Source organism: Stenotrophomonas sp. S39 (assembly GCF_016624665.1).
Classification (GTDB): Bacteria; Pseudomonadota; Gammaproteobacteria; order Xanthomonadales; family Xanthomonadaceae; genus Stenotrophomonas.
The window spans coordinates 61,589-76,513 of sequence record NZ_JACVTT010000002.1 but is presented as its reverse complement, the minus strand read 5'-3'; the positions used below and the strand labels follow the sequence as shown (position 1 = coordinate 76,513).

General features: G+C 49.9%; 23 protein-coding genes. 21 read left to right on the top strand and 2 right to left on the bottom strand.

Going from position 1 to position 14,925, the window contains the following annotated elements:
- Positions 1 to 27: 27 nt before the first annotated feature.
- On the top strand, positions 28 to 567 hold the full coding sequence (locus tag IAE41_RS01790) for a hypothetical protein (RefSeq protein WP_200731826.1): 540 nt from the start codon (positions 28 to 30) through the stop codon (positions 565 to 567).
- Positions 568 to 792: 225 nt separating this feature from the next.
- On the opposite strand, the gene IAE41_RS22620 is transcribed toward IAE41_RS01790, so the two are convergent.
- Positions 793 to 921 (bottom strand): hypothetical protein, encoded by a 129-nt coding sequence (locus IAE41_RS22620; protein WP_267911367.1) that lies wholly within the window; start codon positions 919 to 921, stop codon positions 793 to 795.
- A gap of 75 nt (positions 922 to 996) precedes the next feature.
- On the opposite strand from IAE41_RS22620, the gene IAE41_RS01785 reads away from it, so the two are divergent.
- The 15 genes from IAE41_RS01785 (at position 997) to IAE41_RS01715 (ending at position 9,194) form a co-directional block, all read left to right on the top strand.
- Positions 997 to 1,548, top strand: a complete 552-nt coding sequence (locus tag IAE41_RS01785) for an ankyrin repeat domain-containing protein (protein ID WP_200731825.1) — start codon at positions 997 to 999, stop codon at positions 1,546 to 1,548.
- Between the two features lie 118 nt (positions 1,549 to 1,666).
- Positions 1,667 to 2,107, top strand: a complete 441-nt coding sequence (locus tag IAE41_RS01780; RefSeq protein ID WP_200731824.1) for a hypothetical protein — start codon at positions 1,667 to 1,669, stop codon at positions 2,105 to 2,107.
- 106 nt (positions 2,108 to 2,213) lie between these two features.
- Positions 2,214 to 2,444: a hypothetical protein gene (locus tag IAE41_RS01775; protein ID WP_200731823.1), complete on the top strand. Its 231-nt coding sequence runs from the start codon at positions 2,214 to 2,216 to the stop codon at positions 2,442 to 2,444.
- A 10-nt stretch (positions 2,445 to 2,454) separates the two neighbouring features.
- Complete coding sequence (locus tag IAE41_RS01770; RefSeq protein WP_200731822.1) at positions 2,455 to 2,712, top strand: hypothetical protein; 258 nt, start codon at positions 2,455 to 2,457, stop codon at positions 2,710 to 2,712.
- Between the two features lie 108 nt (positions 2,713 to 2,820).
- Positions 2,821 to 3,654, top strand: a complete 834-nt coding sequence (locus IAE41_RS01765) for an RNA ligase family protein (RefSeq protein ID WP_200731821.1) — start codon at positions 2,821 to 2,823, stop codon at positions 3,652 to 3,654.
- Between the two features lie 133 nt (positions 3,655 to 3,787).
- Positions 3,788 to 5,200: an ankyrin repeat domain-containing protein gene (locus IAE41_RS01760; protein ID WP_200731820.1), complete on the top strand. Its 1,413-nt coding sequence runs from the start codon at positions 3,788 to 3,790 to the stop codon at positions 5,198 to 5,200.
- A 69-nt stretch (positions 5,201 to 5,269) separates the two neighbouring features.
- Positions 5,270 to 5,668 (top strand): hypothetical protein, encoded by a 399-nt coding sequence (locus IAE41_RS01755; RefSeq protein ID WP_200731819.1) that lies wholly within the window; start codon positions 5,270 to 5,272, stop codon positions 5,666 to 5,668.
- Positions 5,655 to 6,314, top strand: coding sequence for a hypothetical protein (locus IAE41_RS01750; RefSeq protein ID WP_200731818.1), 660 nt, complete (start codon positions 5,655 to 5,657; stop codon positions 6,312 to 6,314). Before IAE41_RS01755 ends, IAE41_RS01750 begins: the two co-directional genes overlap by 14 nt.
- Positions 6,315 to 6,466: 152 nt before the next feature.
- On the top strand, positions 6,467 to 6,796 hold the full coding sequence (locus IAE41_RS01745; RefSeq protein WP_200731817.1) for a hypothetical protein: 330 nt from the start codon (positions 6,467 to 6,469) through the stop codon (positions 6,794 to 6,796).
- Between the two features lie 11 nt (positions 6,797 to 6,807).
- Positions 6,808 to 7,212 carry an ankyrin repeat domain-containing protein gene (locus IAE41_RS01740; protein WP_200731816.1) on the top strand — a complete coding sequence of 135 codons (405 nt, stop codon included), beginning with the start codon at positions 6,808 to 6,810 and terminating at the stop codon, positions 7,210 to 7,212.
- A gap of 244 nt (positions 7,213 to 7,456) precedes the next feature.
- Positions 7,457 to 7,735 (top strand): hypothetical protein, encoded by a 279-nt coding sequence (locus tag IAE41_RS01735; protein WP_200731815.1) that lies wholly within the window; start codon positions 7,457 to 7,459, stop codon positions 7,733 to 7,735.
- Positions 7,732 to 7,932 carry a hypothetical protein gene (locus IAE41_RS01730; protein WP_200731814.1) on the top strand — a complete coding sequence of 67 codons (201 nt, stop codon included), beginning with the start codon at positions 7,732 to 7,734 and terminating at the stop codon, positions 7,930 to 7,932. Before IAE41_RS01735 ends, IAE41_RS01730 begins: the two co-directional genes overlap by 4 nt.
- Positions 7,933 to 8,230: 298 nt before the next feature.
- A complete protein-coding gene (locus IAE41_RS01725; protein ID WP_200731813.1) occupies positions 8,231 to 8,407 on the top strand; it encodes a hypothetical protein in 177 nt (58 codons plus the stop codon).
- 133 nt (positions 8,408 to 8,540) lie between these two features.
- A complete protein-coding gene (locus IAE41_RS01720) occupies positions 8,541 to 8,984 on the top strand; it encodes a hypothetical protein (RefSeq protein ID WP_200731812.1) in 444 nt (147 codons plus the stop codon).
- A 30-nt stretch (positions 8,985 to 9,014) separates the two neighbouring features.
- Positions 9,015 to 9,194: a hypothetical protein gene (locus IAE41_RS01715; RefSeq protein WP_088430328.1), complete on the top strand. Its 180-nt coding sequence runs from the start codon at positions 9,015 to 9,017 to the stop codon at positions 9,192 to 9,194.
- Positions 9,195 to 9,369: 175 nt separating this feature from the next.
- On the opposite strand, the gene IAE41_RS01710 is transcribed toward IAE41_RS01715, so the two are convergent.
- Positions 9,370 to 10,389, bottom strand: a complete 1,020-nt coding sequence (locus IAE41_RS01710; RefSeq protein WP_200731811.1) for an HNH endonuclease — start codon at positions 10,387 to 10,389, stop codon at positions 9,370 to 9,372.
- A gap of 121 nt (positions 10,390 to 10,510) precedes the next feature.
- Here IAE41_RS01710 and IAE41_RS01705 point away from each other — a divergent pair, with 121 nt between their 5' ends.
- The 5 genes from IAE41_RS01705 to IAE41_RS01685 all read left to right on the top strand — a co-directional run bounded on the left by IAE41_RS01705 (position 10,511) and on the right by IAE41_RS01685 (position 14,923).
- Entirely contained in the window at positions 10,511 to 11,098 is a 588-nt protein-coding gene (locus IAE41_RS01705; RefSeq protein WP_200731810.1) for an ankyrin repeat domain-containing protein, read from the top strand.
- A gap of 829 nt (positions 11,099 to 11,927) precedes the next feature.
- The gene (locus IAE41_RS01700; RefSeq protein ID WP_200731809.1) at positions 11,928 to 12,374 is read left to right on the top strand and encodes a hypothetical protein; all 447 of its coding nucleotides are present in this window, start codon (positions 11,928 to 11,930) and stop codon (positions 12,372 to 12,374) included.
- A 101-nt stretch (positions 12,375 to 12,475) separates the two neighbouring features.
- Positions 12,476 to 13,120, top strand: coding sequence for a glycine zipper 2TM domain-containing protein (locus IAE41_RS01695; RefSeq protein WP_200731808.1), 645 nt, complete (start codon positions 12,476 to 12,478; stop codon positions 13,118 to 13,120).
- A 73-nt stretch (positions 13,121 to 13,193) separates the two neighbouring features.
- Positions 13,194 to 14,519 carry a hypothetical protein gene (locus IAE41_RS01690; RefSeq protein ID WP_200731807.1) on the top strand — a complete coding sequence of 442 codons (1,326 nt, stop codon included), beginning with the start codon at positions 13,194 to 13,196 and terminating at the stop codon, positions 14,517 to 14,519.
- A gap of 68 nt (positions 14,520 to 14,587) precedes the next feature.
- Entirely contained in the window at positions 14,588 to 14,923 is a 336-nt protein-coding gene (locus IAE41_RS01685; RefSeq protein WP_200731806.1) for a hypothetical protein, read from the top strand.
- The last annotated feature ends 2 nt before the right edge of the window (positions 14,924 to 14,925 follow it).

Genomic DNA, 14,925 nt, shown 5'->3' with positions numbered 1-14,925 from the left:
TATCGGTTAAATAATTAGGGGGTCAGTATGGATGCAAGTTATATAGGGTGGTTGGCAATGGGTGTCGGCTGTGTTGCAAGCGCAGTATTTTACACCTGGCTGAGTCGATGGGTAGAAGAGGCTATACATTTTCACAATGGAACTGTAGAAGTAACGGACAACAATCACAAGATTACAAAAGGTTTTGATGTCGATGTGTTTTTGGATCTGGCTTGCAGTAGGTTGGATGAGAGTGCGCTGGGCTTAGAATGCTTAACCGCACACCCTTCCATCGCACGCTCAGTGTTCTCTCTACACCGATATGATTTGCTTACGAAGCTTGAGAGAGGAGCTCAGATCAATCCGCACGACACTGCAACGCTCCTACAGATGCACAATCAAGCTCGGTTTTTTGGTGATGGATCAGGTGACATTCCCGACTGGGTTGCGAGCAACAGATGGCCCACATATGAGGAGCAGCGTGATCACTTGATTGAGGATCTGCGGCGACGGCAGCAGAAAAATCTGATGGCCGCTGTATCTGATGTACAGTCGGAAATGACTTCAACAGTGAAGCGGAAGATGTAAGACAAAAGCCCGCATAAGCGGGCTTTTCTTTGAGCTTGACAATATTGATATATGTGGTTCCCTGGATTCACAAAAACAATAAAAGGGGGCTTTATGGATAGACTTTATTTTGCAGCTTTGCAACACTGTTTTGATGATCTTCAATGTTCGATCAATGGCTACATCGGAGCGTCAAAATCGAGGTTGAAGGTCGAACGCACAATGTGGATTAGGGCAGTCTGTTTGTCAGTTGTGACTGCTTTCAGTTTTGGCCTTGCGCTGGGATGTTTTATTGCCAGCGTTTAATGCAAGGAATTCAAATAACAAACCCGCTTCGGCGGGTTTTTCTTTAAGCTTGACAATGTTGACTTCCATGATTGAGTGAATGCATATCCGCATTTTGGAGGGCATATGACCAGACCAACAACAATTACGCTTGTGGATATATTGGTGAATCACATTTTCACTGGTGTGATCGGCAAGGACGAAATTGAGCAGGAGTGGGACCGCATTTGCTACCACTACATCGCCACAGGGCTCGCCTCAGCGGTGGACGGGGAGGGTAACCATCTTCTGCATGTTCTTGCCCAGCACAACCAATTTAAGGCCGTCCAGCGGTGCATAAACGCGGGCATCGATATCAACAAGCGATCCGATTGGTCCTACGCGACACCGTTGCACTTGGCGTTGAGTGTGGGCGCGCACGAAACGGTTGAAGTTCTGGTAGCGGCAGGCGCGGATCTGACATTGCGCGACTGCATTGGCAACAATCCATTGCACGCAGCGGCCATGTGGGGAGATCTAAGGACGGTTGTCTTGCTTGTTGAGGCGGGGGCGGACGCAAGCGCACGAAACGCTGACGATATGACCCCCTCAGAGTCGAGCATGTACGCGTCAATCAGCGCATACCTTGAACACGCCCAGGAACAACAGCAACGCGATCGATTGGCCCAGGCGGTGGCAGCGGAGGACACTCCAATACGAACACGTCGGCGAATGTAACCGCCAATGATTAAGCCCGCTTTCGCGGGCTTAATTGTTTTGCGCAATATAAAGATAAGAGCTTGACAAAAGTCTGGCCGTGATTGAGTAAGAAATCTTAATCACACGAGGTGTTGATATGCCTGTTTCGTTTTACGATAGCGCGCCGGCCACCGATTGGCAAAGCGATTGGCGCTCTACACAGGGTATGAGTCGAATGTTTGATCACCCAGAGCCCATCATATTAGGGCCATTGCTGTGCGATGCATTGGACTTCAATGCTGTGGACTTGCCGGAGGATTTAACGTTCTGGCGTTCGGCCATCGAAGACCTGGCGATGCGATTGCACGAAGGGCTCATGGTCACGCCACGCGCTGCCGCCAAAATCATGTGCGCTTACAACATCCATGTGCGATTTAAGGATCTTCCTAAACCTCATTGGATGGAACCTGACAGCCCCTCAGAAGACGAGTTGACTCAGCACCTCGCTGACTTCTTACATCACAAACAGCACCAGAGAATTCATTGCGCTATTGCTGATCAGCTTAACGGCTCAGTAAAACCCATGCGGAAGATGTAACGCGAGCTTGACTCCCGCAAACATTTGGAGCTAGCTAGAGATGCAGTGGGGTTGACAAAAACCGATCTTCTGTTTGTGTAAGATGTCAATCAACGGAGGTGCGCATATGAAAATTGTAATTAACGCTTTGATTGGGACTGTTTGGATCACCTTTTGGTCTGCTGTTGTCGGGTTCTTTGTTGGTGGTGTGTTGTGGGGGAGCATGGATCTTGGTCCGGCTGCGGGTATTCCGGGCTTCCTCATCGGTGCTGGCATTCCATTCTTCTTCCTTATGCGCAACATGCTACGCAACATCGCTAAGTACCAAGCAGAGCAGCGCTTGAGAACCTACTATTGACGTGCTGGCAATGACAAAGTTGTTGCTCACCAAAGAGCCAGCACGCGGTGACGATGTAGGCGCTTTATTGGGTGCCCCTTTAACGCCAGATCCCAAAGTCTTCCAGGATGTCCAAAGTATCAATGTCGATTGTCAATGGAATAATAGTTTTAAGCAAAAAATCCAAGAACACGGCTTTTCACAGAAGTCACTTGACGCGTTGGATCGGATCAAACTCACTTCTGAGGATATTCACAAAAATTGGGCGCTGGCGCGGGAAAGGAATTGAGATATAAGTTATGAAGATCAAACCCGCTTCGGCGGGTTTTTTTTGAGCTTGACAATGTCGGATCCCCTGTTTAGCTGAAATTATCGGTTAAATAAAAAGGGGGTTTCAATGGCGTTGACATTTGAGCGTTATCCAACAATAGATACATTCTCAGAAAAGATAAAAATGCGCTGTTTGCGAAGTGTGGAGAATTGGCGCGCTGTTGAAAAGATTCACGGCGCAAACTATCAATTCATCACCAATGGCGACAAGGTTCAATCGGCTTCCCGCAACCGGATCCTCACAGATGAAGTGTTCTTCAATCACAGGGAGGTTTTTGAGCGCTATGCCGACGTTGTACGCGACAACCACCGTTCGTTGGCAGTTGCTGGCGTGATCAACGAAGGGCAAACCGTCCGCTTCTTCGGCGAGCTTGCTGGTGAAGCGGGAGGACTTAAGGTGCAGCAGAACGCCGATTACGGCGCATTGGACTTCTACCTGTTCGATATCGTTGTTGATGGCCGGCGTCTTCCATATCAACATGTCCTTGATGCAGTCGGACTAAAGAAGGCTCCCATAGTTGCGTCTGGCACCTTCGCGGATGTTATCCAGCACGGGAACAAATTTCCCACTTTGGTGGATGGCTCATGCACGTGCGAGGGCTATATACTTCGCTGCGACGCATCCGGCGAGGTCTATAAGTTCAAAAATGACTTGTTTGTTGAGAAGGTTGTCGGGTCGGGATTGGAGCATCAATATCCGCTGTACGTGACCGAAAACCGTGTACGCGCTGTTCTTTCAAAAGAGGGTGCGTTTGAGCGCCAGCGGTTCAATGACTACATTGACCTGGTTAAAAGTGATATCGAGCACGAAATGAAGGCGGACGGCATTGTTGTTGACTTCGACGGCAAAGAAAAGCAGCTGATATCGCGGGTGATTGCGGCAGTGGGTTTGGGACGTTGAGATGCGCAAGATGATACAAGCCCGCTTCGGCGGGCTTTTGTTTGAGCTTGACAATGTTGGCTTCCATGATTGATTGAATTATCTCAATTTGCATGGGGGGGGGCTTTGAATGGTGACATATGAAAAAGAGTTTATGGATAAGTTGGAAAAAATGGTTGAAGCAAATTCAGATGTAAATGAAATACTCACAAACTTACCACTGGTGGCCGTTAATGAGGTCACCTTGAGTGACACCATTTCGCGGCAATTCGTTCTGTCCCACGCGCGCAGCGTCAATCTTGTGGAAGCGGCGATCGTAGCGGGTGCCGATCCAAATTTCCGCGTGCCAGCGTTCTATACGGTGCTAAGCGATGCCGCAGCCGCTTTTCTTGCCCCATTGACAACGATGTTGGATCACGAAGAGCGAACGCGGCGGTATCACAAGTATGTTCCGCATTCGCTGTTTGAGGATTTATTTAAAAAAGATAGTATCGATACTGATAAGGATTGGCTGAAAATGTGCGGCAATTCATTGGCCGTACACCAAGTTGTCAGCACCGAGTACCTTGGTGTGTCCACGGCCACTCAAAACCCATCTTTGTTGTTCCACGCCAACAGTGCCGATCACGCACGCGGTTTGATTGAGTGTGGATGCGGGGCAAGATCCTTGCATAACAGTGTGCATGCCGATGTCGTGCACTACCTTGTGTCGTTGGGAGTGGATCCTAACGCCCAGGACGAACAGGGGCTTACCCCGTTGCATACAGTTGTAAGCGGGGAAGCGGCACAGGCGTTGGTTGAGTGTGGGGCGGATCCCAATGCCGCAACGGCCTATAAAAAAAGCTGGACGCCGCTGCACACAGCGACCAATGCAGATGTCGCCCAGGTGCTTATTGATGCCGGCGCTAACATTTCTGCCCGAACACGAGAGCGATGCACCCCGCTGCACACTGTTGACAACAATGTGGCACTGTTGCTTCTGAGTAAGGGCGCAAATCCCAATGCGCGCGATCGTAACGGGAAAACACCGTTATTCAATTTTAATGACCGCATGTTAAACGCTTCCCGAGTCAGAACGTTTGTCCAAGCTGGTGCGGACGTTAATGCAAAAGATAACAAAGGGGCTGGAATTCTCGACGAGGCATATGCTTTCTGTTACGTCTCTGCACACACCGTCAAGGTCTTGTTGGACAGTGGTTACAACCCAATGGATAAAATTGCCTCCTCAAGAACATTGTTGCATTGGTTGATCGACCAATCCGTAGGTTGCCGCCTTATTCATCGGATCATTGACCTGGGAGTGGATGTCAACGCGCAGGACGAGAATTGCGAGACAGCACTGCATTATTTGGCGAACACTGATTACACGAAGCGAATGAACTGGCTGTTGCAACGCAAAGCTGATCCCCGGATCCGCAACAACGAGGGATTGAGGCCGTCTGACATCGCTGTGTGCACGAAGGCAAAACAACTGCTGTTGGAGCATGAGGCACGGTGGGATAAGGCCGCCATCGCCAAGGCTGTTGGTTCCGTAAGAAAACAGCCGGTTGCGCGTAGAAGAATGTAAGTGAGCATGTCACTTGACAATATTGGCATCCGTGTTTGATTGAGATTATTCAATCAATTGGGGGTGTCAATGTCAAAAATATTTTATGCGCGTGTGTATTTCTTTGCACTGGTTCTGGGGTTTTTCGTTGAAATCGCAAGTTACGTCTTCGTGGTCCACAATCTTCTTGCATTCACGACCGGAATTGATATCGCCATTGCCTTTCTAGCACTGGCTCAAACGTTAGTTGTTTATCGAAGGTATTGTCTTGGTGATGATGCACAGCCCGATCAAAAGAAAGTGGAAGGCTTGGCTACCTTAGTACAGGGCTTGGCTGTGTTTGGTTTGGCGATGTTCGCCGCGTGGGATATCGGTGGTGTGTGGCGCACCGGCCTGAACGGTGTTTTGTTGGTGGGTCTTTTGCTGCGACTGGTCGTCAAGAGATGCGTTAAGAAGTTTGACGAATTGCACAACAGTGTTCAGTGTTGAAAACAGACCCGAAAAATCGCGCCTTTTTCTTGACTCGCTTTCAATTTCTGATTGGATGGGTGTTCCATTCATTGAGGAATTGCCTATGCTGAAAACTAACGAATTACGCCCCGGAATAATTGTTTACGCATGCGTTGATGTTTTACACCGCAACAACATCGATACCACCTTACGTGTCACCCACCCACTGCTGTGCTTAGGGGCCAATGAGAAGGAGGGGGTGTGGGCGGTGATTACCAGCATGGAAACAAATTTGGAAGTCCGATCGCGGTGGAAAATTGGACCCTCGACTTGGATCAAAAAACGATCGTTTATCCATCCAGAACGCGCAACAATCCGCATACCAAATGACGTTCTCTTTGAAGCAGCGGAAGCAGGTGAGGCGGACTATTACCACGAGGGCTACGAACGTCCAGGTGTGAAGCCCAGTGCGTTGCAGACCATTATAGAAACCCTTGGGGTGTGCAATTCATTGCCCTGCACGGAACTTGTCAATATCAACGACCTGTCCATCAACGACTTGGAGCTGCTGATAAGCCGTAAACAAGACGAGCAACGCAAAGATGACCTGGTGCTGGTCCTCAAAGAGATTGCAAAGGATGCGGGGTTTGAGGTTTTGAACGTGGCTTTGTCGCCGTGTAAATGACCGTTGTAGGAAGAAAGTGAGCCGGCATAGACCGGCTCATTTTTATTTGGCGATCGACAGGGCGAAATTATCGTATTTCACTCAATAAAAGGTATTGACAATATTGGCTCCTGTGTTTTGGTGAACACACAACCCAACACAGGAGAACGAATATGCGCGAATTTTACATCACACCCGCCCACACCGTTTGCGACGAAAAAGATGGCGCGGTGCGCTTCATCTGGTCCAAAACGTATGCAGGTTTCCACATCTTCAATGCCGCGCCCTGGGTGGATGGACGCTGGTCGGATGATCCGTTTAAGTTGCTGGCCGCCGACTGTTCAGTGGAAGCTGCGATCGAAGCGTGGGAAGAACTGGAAGAGCGTTTATTGGACGCTGATGAAAAGGTGTTGGACTGCTCTGATGATGACGCCTATCTAAACATTTGGCAGTTGTATGAACTGAGCGCTCCTCACTGGTCTGCGGATGCCGTCAAATGGTAATGGAGTGCGACATGGGGGAGGACAACTCCCCCGATCCGTTCGGGCACACACCTGTGCACATTGCGGTGATTGCTGGCGACTACGATGAGCTGCAGCGGCTGGTGGACGCAGGCGCAGATATCAACATCAAAAACCTGCGAGGTGAAACCCCTCTGCACACGATACTGTGGCGTACCACGATGTTGAAAAAGTCCGTGCCCGAACTGTTTGAGGCCGAACGACATGCCATCCGTACTGTGCTGTCGTTGGGCGCCGATCCTGAGCGGCGAACCCACTACGGAATGGACGCGTATGATCTGGCGGCCTTCACTGCGCGGCTGGATCTTGTCGAATACATCCGAGTGGAAGCGCAGCGTGCACGTATTAGTAAGGCGATTGTTTGGAGCGGCGCTAGGGGTAAAATGCGCAAGTTATGAAAAATAGACAAGTGCCAGATTCAAGGCGGAAATTCTTGTGTTATTTAAGGAGTCCGATGTACGGCGATCTGTAAGGATCAAAGTCAAATGCGTGAAGCCCGCGAAAGCGGGCTTTTTTATTGGGATTTTATCCCGCTCCCAAGGCGCCGTTGACTTTAAAAATGTCGCTTCTCAATAAAAGGTATTGACAATGTTGGACCTTGTGTTTAAGTGAAATCAAGATAAACAAAGCGCGGGGGTAGTTATGCAGGACATCATTAACAAAGTTATCGAGAACGGTTTTGTAGAGTTGAACGAGGTTGCTCAACTGTGGAGCCGTGAGGGCATCGTTCGCGAGGCGATCGTGCGCGCCAAATCACGCTCTGATGATGAGTTGTTTCGTGGATGGGAAGGCGATTTGTCCGCGTCGTTTTACTACACATTCAATTGGATGGACGCGTCGGAGATTGCCGAGGGCGAACTTGTCGAGCTTCTGAGTAACGTGCAACGGATGAACAAAGAAAGCGGGTGGGTGGCCCAATGAACAAACTCTTTGCATACCTCATCGCCGTCATCGTTGTTGCACTCTTGATGGGAGTGGCATTGTTCTCTGTCGCCGCAGCGTTCCCAGGACTGGGCGTTTCATTGGATATGTTCTATCCGATTTTCACGTCATTTCTTGTTTGCGTGCCCGTTCTGTTTATGGATTTTGAAAGTCCAGCGCCGACAAAGATCGTGTGATGAAAAATTATCAATTGAATCTAAGGGGTCGATACGTCGGCCCCTTTTTTATGGATTGAGATATTTTAACTAATATTCAAAACTGTCGGTTATCTCACAGTTTTTTAATAATGTCTCAATAAAAGGTATTGACACCTAAGTAATTTCTTTTACATTGAATGTACAGACAGCAAATAAGGGGAAGCAAAATGATTATCGCAACTTTAGTAGCCGCCGCCATTTTTCACGTTTCAATTTGCAATTTCATCAATCGTGTTTGCGAAACAATCTAACTTTACATTTAACATTAGGGGGATTTATGGAAAACATCTTTAACCAAACAACTTTGAAGATCGCCGCTGCTGCATTTGTTGTTGTCCTGGCTGGGTGGTTGCTTGTCACCGTCGTCAGCGGAGTATTCAACTCAGCGGCAAGCTCCACAAGCATGTACGACCGCGCCGATGCTGCTTTCCCAACAGCCGGAAAGATCAACTAACAGGAGCGGAGCATGAAAAAAAACGACATCCGCATCACCACCAAAGTCAAACGTGAGTTGCGCTTTCTCAAAAAAATGAAAGATAAATCCAAGCGCCGCTAATTATCCATCCCACCACCTTTCGGAGCATTGCATGAACACATCAACCAAACTCTTCAACGCCATTGAAAAAGCAAACTTAAAAAAAGTACGTTCGATCGTTATAACCAACTTCCGCGAGAAGGATGGCCGCGTTGACGCTGCACAACTGACCGCACTGACAAACAGCCGCGCTACCACTTGTGACGCCACACCCATCCACCTGGCTTGCTGCTTGTACCGCAAAGCCACACTGAACAACGACACCAAGCTCGCTGCCGTGTACAACGCAATCATTGAAGTATTGGTGTGCGATGGCTATGCCTCTTTAACCACCATGATGAACCGCAGCATCAACCGCCGCACCGGGCACCATGATGACTCCACGGGCACAACGATTTTTCAAATGTTCCGTGGTTGCTTGCCTCCATTCGTGCAGATGTATATCAAATCGGTGGACATGACCACCTATGAAAAGCACACAGCCACAATCGGCTGATACCCAATCCAAACGCTAAGGAGTTCAACTATGAAATTACGCTATGAAAAAAAATACGGTCGCAGTGCAATGACGTACTACACATTGCGTGCTGCGTTGTTCGCAGCCATCGCATTCAACGTCTATGGTGTGTTTTACGTCTTCTGTGTCGAAGAGAATGACCCCATGATCTACGAAGCCCCCGTTTCCATACAGGAGCAAATGAAATGAAGACATCCGCACGCCAACGCTTGAAATGCTTTGAACGTCAAACCCGTTTCCAAATGCACGCAGCACTGATGGTGTCCATCGCCGTCCTCTCTTTCGCTGCCGGTTTCAACTTCTGAGGCGCACACATGCACAGCCCATAAAAAAGGACCGATCATTCGGTCCTTTTTCTTTTGGACTACGACAACTTGAGTTGCAGCTGCAGTTGTCGTTCCACCCGTTTGACCCGTTCGTCCCAATCTTCCAGTGGTTGGCCCGCCGCCACGCGCAAGTCCATCACCTGGGCGTGTTGTTCCATCCGTTCCAGGGTCTTGGCTTTCTTTGAGTTGTAGTGGCGCCGCGCGCGTACCGCGCCCGCGCTCATCGACAGTGTGTTCTTGATGTGCCAGGGCGCCTGTGCTTCACCGTACACGCGGCGTTTGAGATTGTCTTTCAGTGCCGCGTAGGAGCGGAACCAGTAGGAACGCCACTCACTGTTTGAATGCTCAGGGGTGATCGATACGCGCACCTCGCGGAGCCAGCAGTTCTCTTCTGTCAGCGCCATCGTTGCTGAAAGCAGTCGATCGCGCGGCACGACGAACAGGTTCAAGCCGGCTTTCGTCGCCGGGACTTCATAGGCGCCATCGTTGCCAAGTCGCTGGGCTTTGAAGCCGAACACCAACAGCGAAGCCATCTCAGCAACGCGCTTCTTGGATCCACTGCGATCGGTCAGCCCGAAGACAACGTGTGTTGGCAGTACGGTGGCAAACACCGTTGAGCGTTCGTGGATCCACCGCCCTTGTACGTTCCTGCGCACAAGCTCGATGTCCGATTTGGGGGACAGCGGGGTGAGGTGGTTCTTCGATCGCAGCAGCGCTGCATCGCGCATGGCCGTCAATTTCGCATGCCACGTTGGGGTCAGCACCATTTGGTTGTCGGTCAGCGCCGACAGACAGTCGGACGTTCCATATTTTTGGATGCACGGAATGCACGAGGGGATCCGGTTGTCGGCTGAGGACTCCCCACCCAGGTGCAACGGTATGGCATGGGTCACGCCCCATGCGTTCTTCTTCGAGCCGTTGAGTGCATCGCTACAGTACGCGCACACTCCGCCGAACTTATCAAAAATGGTTGGCTTCTGATATTTGGGTATGTTCGTGCGCTGGCGCTTGTTGAACGACAGCATGATCGAAATCATTTCATCTTTTGGATTGGTCATTGGGTCTCCCTTATGTTGATTGACTTCATCCAATCACAGATGCGGGTTTTGTCAATTTGATCTTGACAAAAAGAGAAAACATGATGATGTGAGTGAACCGATTTACAAATGAAGGAGATATATGAACTTTGACAGCGAGAATTACATGGCGTTTAAGAAGGCTGCTGCTAAGCTGGAGAAGAGCGAAGGTGCGGCGCAGGAGCTTCAAGAATTTCTGGGTGCACTTGGAAAAATTGAAGACTTGAATGCTCTCAATGAGAAGGGCAATTCATTGATGCATATAGCGGCTTTTCGCGGACAAGAACTTGTCATAAGGGAGCTTGTTAATGCGGGTGCAGACATCAATGCGCGGAATGAGCAGAATGGTGGCCGGCCCCTGCACTTTGCGATCTACAACAATTCCTTTGGCTGCGTCAATGCACTTGTTGAAATGGAGGCGGATGTAAACGCCCAGGACATGGAGGGGCACAATGCATTGCACATTGCCGCAGCGTACAATGTTCCGCAGGTTGCTGAAATAATCTTGGCTGCTGGGGCAGAAGCGACCGCAAAAAACATTTATGGCGAAGTCCCTGCTGATATGACCGAAAGCCCTGAAATTAAAAAAAGTCTCAATGATGCTCTTGCTGTGCAAACAAACATTAAAATCATGAGCGAAGTAAAGGCTTGCCAGGACACGGAGCCGGTTAGGATCCGCCGCAAAATGTAAACATTTAGAACCCGCTTCGGCGGGTTTTTTCTGCGATAGACAATCTGGTGCGGTTCTTTAACGATCAACTTGGAAATGGAAAACAGGTTGCGTCTAGGAAGCAGACGGCAAGTGACGTGACCCAACCTGACGAGTGATTGGGGTGCCGGGACCAAACGGCAGAACCAGACTGCTGCACGCACGGCCCCTCTGATCGGACCAGACGACTCGTGCCGGCCGTCCGAGTTGAAGGTGCCCAGGTGTCGTGCAAGCCACCAGACGGCGAACCAAGAGCCGCAGGCGAGTGCCCAGCCAACGGGTACAGACGGATGACACACAGACAGGCGCACAGCGGGCGATACGAGCTGCAGGCACAAGCGTTGGGGCCGCGCTGAAAACATACAGAGGAACAGCATGAGACGGCCAGGGCGGGGCACTGACTGGCGAACGAGCGCGCCAGTGGGAAAAGCGAAGAACAAAAAGCCCGAGCGCCCGCAAAGAGCAACAGCGGGACAGCCGGAGCAAGGCAGAAGCAAAAAGCCAGAGCAAAAAAACCGAAAAGCAAAAAGAAAAATCAAAAGCTCGCGGTGGCCGAAAGTCTACAGCCGTCTGTTTGGGACTGTACAGAACGTATGCACATGTCGCACCTATGGTGTTCTAACGCTGTGTATCTAAAAAGCATCAAAAACAATAGCAAAGCCTTTAACGCCAAGGCTTTCGGGATATACACGCTCGTGTATTTTTGCGGTGCAAATTAAATGCCAAAAACTCAATAATGCCAACGCTTTTGGGTGTGAGCTTGACAATATCCAAATTTTTGTTTGAGTAATGGTAACAAAAGGGAGGGAAAATGAAAACAATTAACAAGCACATCAAAATTTCAGAGCGGCAATTGCAGCGGGTTGAACAGCAAATGGCTCAAAATGGTATGACATTTACCGACTGGGTGCGCAATGCAATAGAAGTCAAGCTCGGTCGCGTCGAAACAGTGGCCGCAATCGAAGAAGCAAAATCCGATTTGCTCCGCACCCAAGAGGATCTGCGTAAGGAGGTGGCAAATCTCAGATTGAACCTGATGGCGGATCAAAAAACGTTTGTCGAAGCCGTGCGGAGCATCAATGACGCAATGTCCGAACGGCATATCGAAATTTGCAAGCAACACATTAGCGGATTGAACACGTTGGCGAGCCGACTCATTGAGGGTGGTGGTTTGCAAATAAATAATGGCCAGGGAAATCGGCAGCAGACTGCCCCGATAAATTCCGGTGGTGTGTCGTTCCCGACGGACAACTCGTAAGAAAAAAATCTTGGATGCAATGTCACGGGGAACATTGCACAAGATCCCAACAACTTCCCCAGGTGCAAATTATTCATCAACAAAAAAACAAGGAGATAAAAATGAAACAAATGATTTTAACGACAGCAGTAATGGTTGCATTGGTGACCGGATCGATCGGCGCACACGCCCAGGCTCCGGCCGAAGATCAAGCGCGAACACAAAAGGCCGGAAAGATCGGTTGCGTGGTTGGCGGAATTTTGGGCGGTGTGGTTGGCGCGAAGGTATTGAAAGACGACAAGGCCGCAGGTGCAATTGGTGGTGGAGCGCTGGGATGCGCGGGTGGCAACTTCTTTGGGAAGAAGTGGAGCAAAGCAAAACAACTCAAAGAGTTCCAAGAGGCGAGTGCCTACGCCCAACAAGTCGGCTTGAAAGCAACCGTCGATGAGCGCGACGGTGTGGACGACAAGGGCAAGCCCACCAAAGAACTGGGCGCAATGGTGATTGCGTACGACCCCAAAGATATGTCACCGGTTTCAGATAAGACCGCCACGGTGTTCGACAAGGTGGCCGCTATCAGTTCCCAATCCAAAAACCAATTGACGTTTGAGTTTTCTGGCAAGGCCGGTTGTGAACTTCCCTTGGCCGAACTGGGCAAGCGCGGCGCATTCAACGGAGCCGGAGTCCAACACGCAGTGAAAGTGAGTTGCGGCCAGGGCGACAACAGGTTCGTCATCACCCCACTGCCTGAGATTGCTCAGCGGTAACCGAAGCAGGAGGAGAGGGCGTCAATGCGGCGCCCTCTTCTTCAAGACCATCATGAGAATGCAAGGAGAAAATATGACAGAAGAACACAAACCTAAAATTGATCCGCGCGCATTGCAGATGCAAATGGCGGACGACGAGGATGATTTATTAAACGACAAGTCCAGCCAAGAATTGGACCGGGCCGTGGATAAGACCATCGAGACAGCACACAAGATGAAGGACGGTGCAAAAAAAGTGGGCGCCGGAATTTGGTCTGGACTGAAAAGCGGTGTGTCCGCCGCGACCAAAAAGAAAGAAGATCGATCGCCCGCGCCCGTGGAGGCCGTTGTGGATGTCCAGGCTCAGCCATTGGTCAGCGACGCAACGTCTGTGGCCGCAGTTTCAGAACAGCAGCCGGTTGAACCAGAGCATGTGGTTCAAGAGGTGGAGCAAGGTCCGGTACATGTGGACGAAGCAAAACCAAAAGTGTCTCCCACACACGTCGCCGCAACGTCTCACGCCCAGGACATCGAGTCAGCTGATCGTGCGCAAGTTTCATCACGCCCAAAACGAAAACTGGTCGTGATTGCAGTCGTTGCTTGCATCGTTGCAGCCGGATCGTTGGCCGCGTATTTCCACTTCGATGGATCCAATGAAGCTCCATCGGCAACAGTTGCGCCCGTCAAAAAAGACCTGCCAGTGATTCAGGAATTCGTAACACCCCGTGGTGCGGTGTTGGACTCGCGTGTTACCGCGATCTTCGGGAAGAGCTGGATCGACGGTGAGAAGTCGATTGTGATTTCAAATAGCGGTGACGTGGTGTTTACCAACTTGGTAGGCAACGTCCGTGAAGAATTCACGATTGAACCATCAAGCCAATACAAACCGGGGCAAACCAATCCTCGAATATTGATTGATGCTGGTAATGGGTATGTTAATGCAACTGTGAACTACGGAAGCCCAATGAACAGTATTCCTCAAAGCATAGACTTCGATGAGGTTGATGGTGTCTCAGTTATTTTCCGCGAGAAGGCAGTTGTTGACGCGGAGCGAGCCCAAGCGTTGGAAAAAGAAAAAGCGGCACAAGCGGAAGCTGAAGGTCAAAAGCATGCGAAAGAACAAATGCCATTGGATGCAGGATATCAAGACGAACTCAAACCCGTTGCAAGAAATTCACCTCTTGCCCAACTCAAATCGGCGCCTGAGCCTGCAACTCAACCAAAAACTGAGCCCGAGCAGAAAACTGTCAGCGTGAAGCAGCCGTCCAAAGAGTCGGTGGAACCGAAGCCAACTGCTACTGCACCGAAGCCGGTGGAGAAGCGTAAGGCAAAAAATGATGATGCAAAAGTAAAGGATAAAAAAGACGACTGGCAGGACAAGGCCAATTCGGATCTGGATGCATGGGCCAAGAAATTGTAATTGTTGACTCTTGACAATATTGGCTTCCGTGTTTGAGTAACAATCACTCATATATATAAGGAGTAAAAATGCTTCATAAAATTTACGATCAATACAAAACAAAGTTTGGGCTTTCCTGGGGGAGTCGGCTGTATGACTTTTACGGCCGCACGCTGATCCGGACCCCGCTGGATAAGTTTTCAAAGATGAACCCCCACTTGCAGCGTGAGTATTACTACAACACAGGTGATCGCGGAAGCACGTCCGACATTTCGGAGTCGGAAAGCAATTGGCGGGATCAGAGTTTGTTGCTGGCTCAGGTGCGCGATGAAGAGGCGCCGCGCGTGTCGCGCGGGGTATTCATGACTTCGCTGGCCGTAATTTCAATTTTGGGATTCATTTTTTGGTTAATCATTAAAATCTAAAG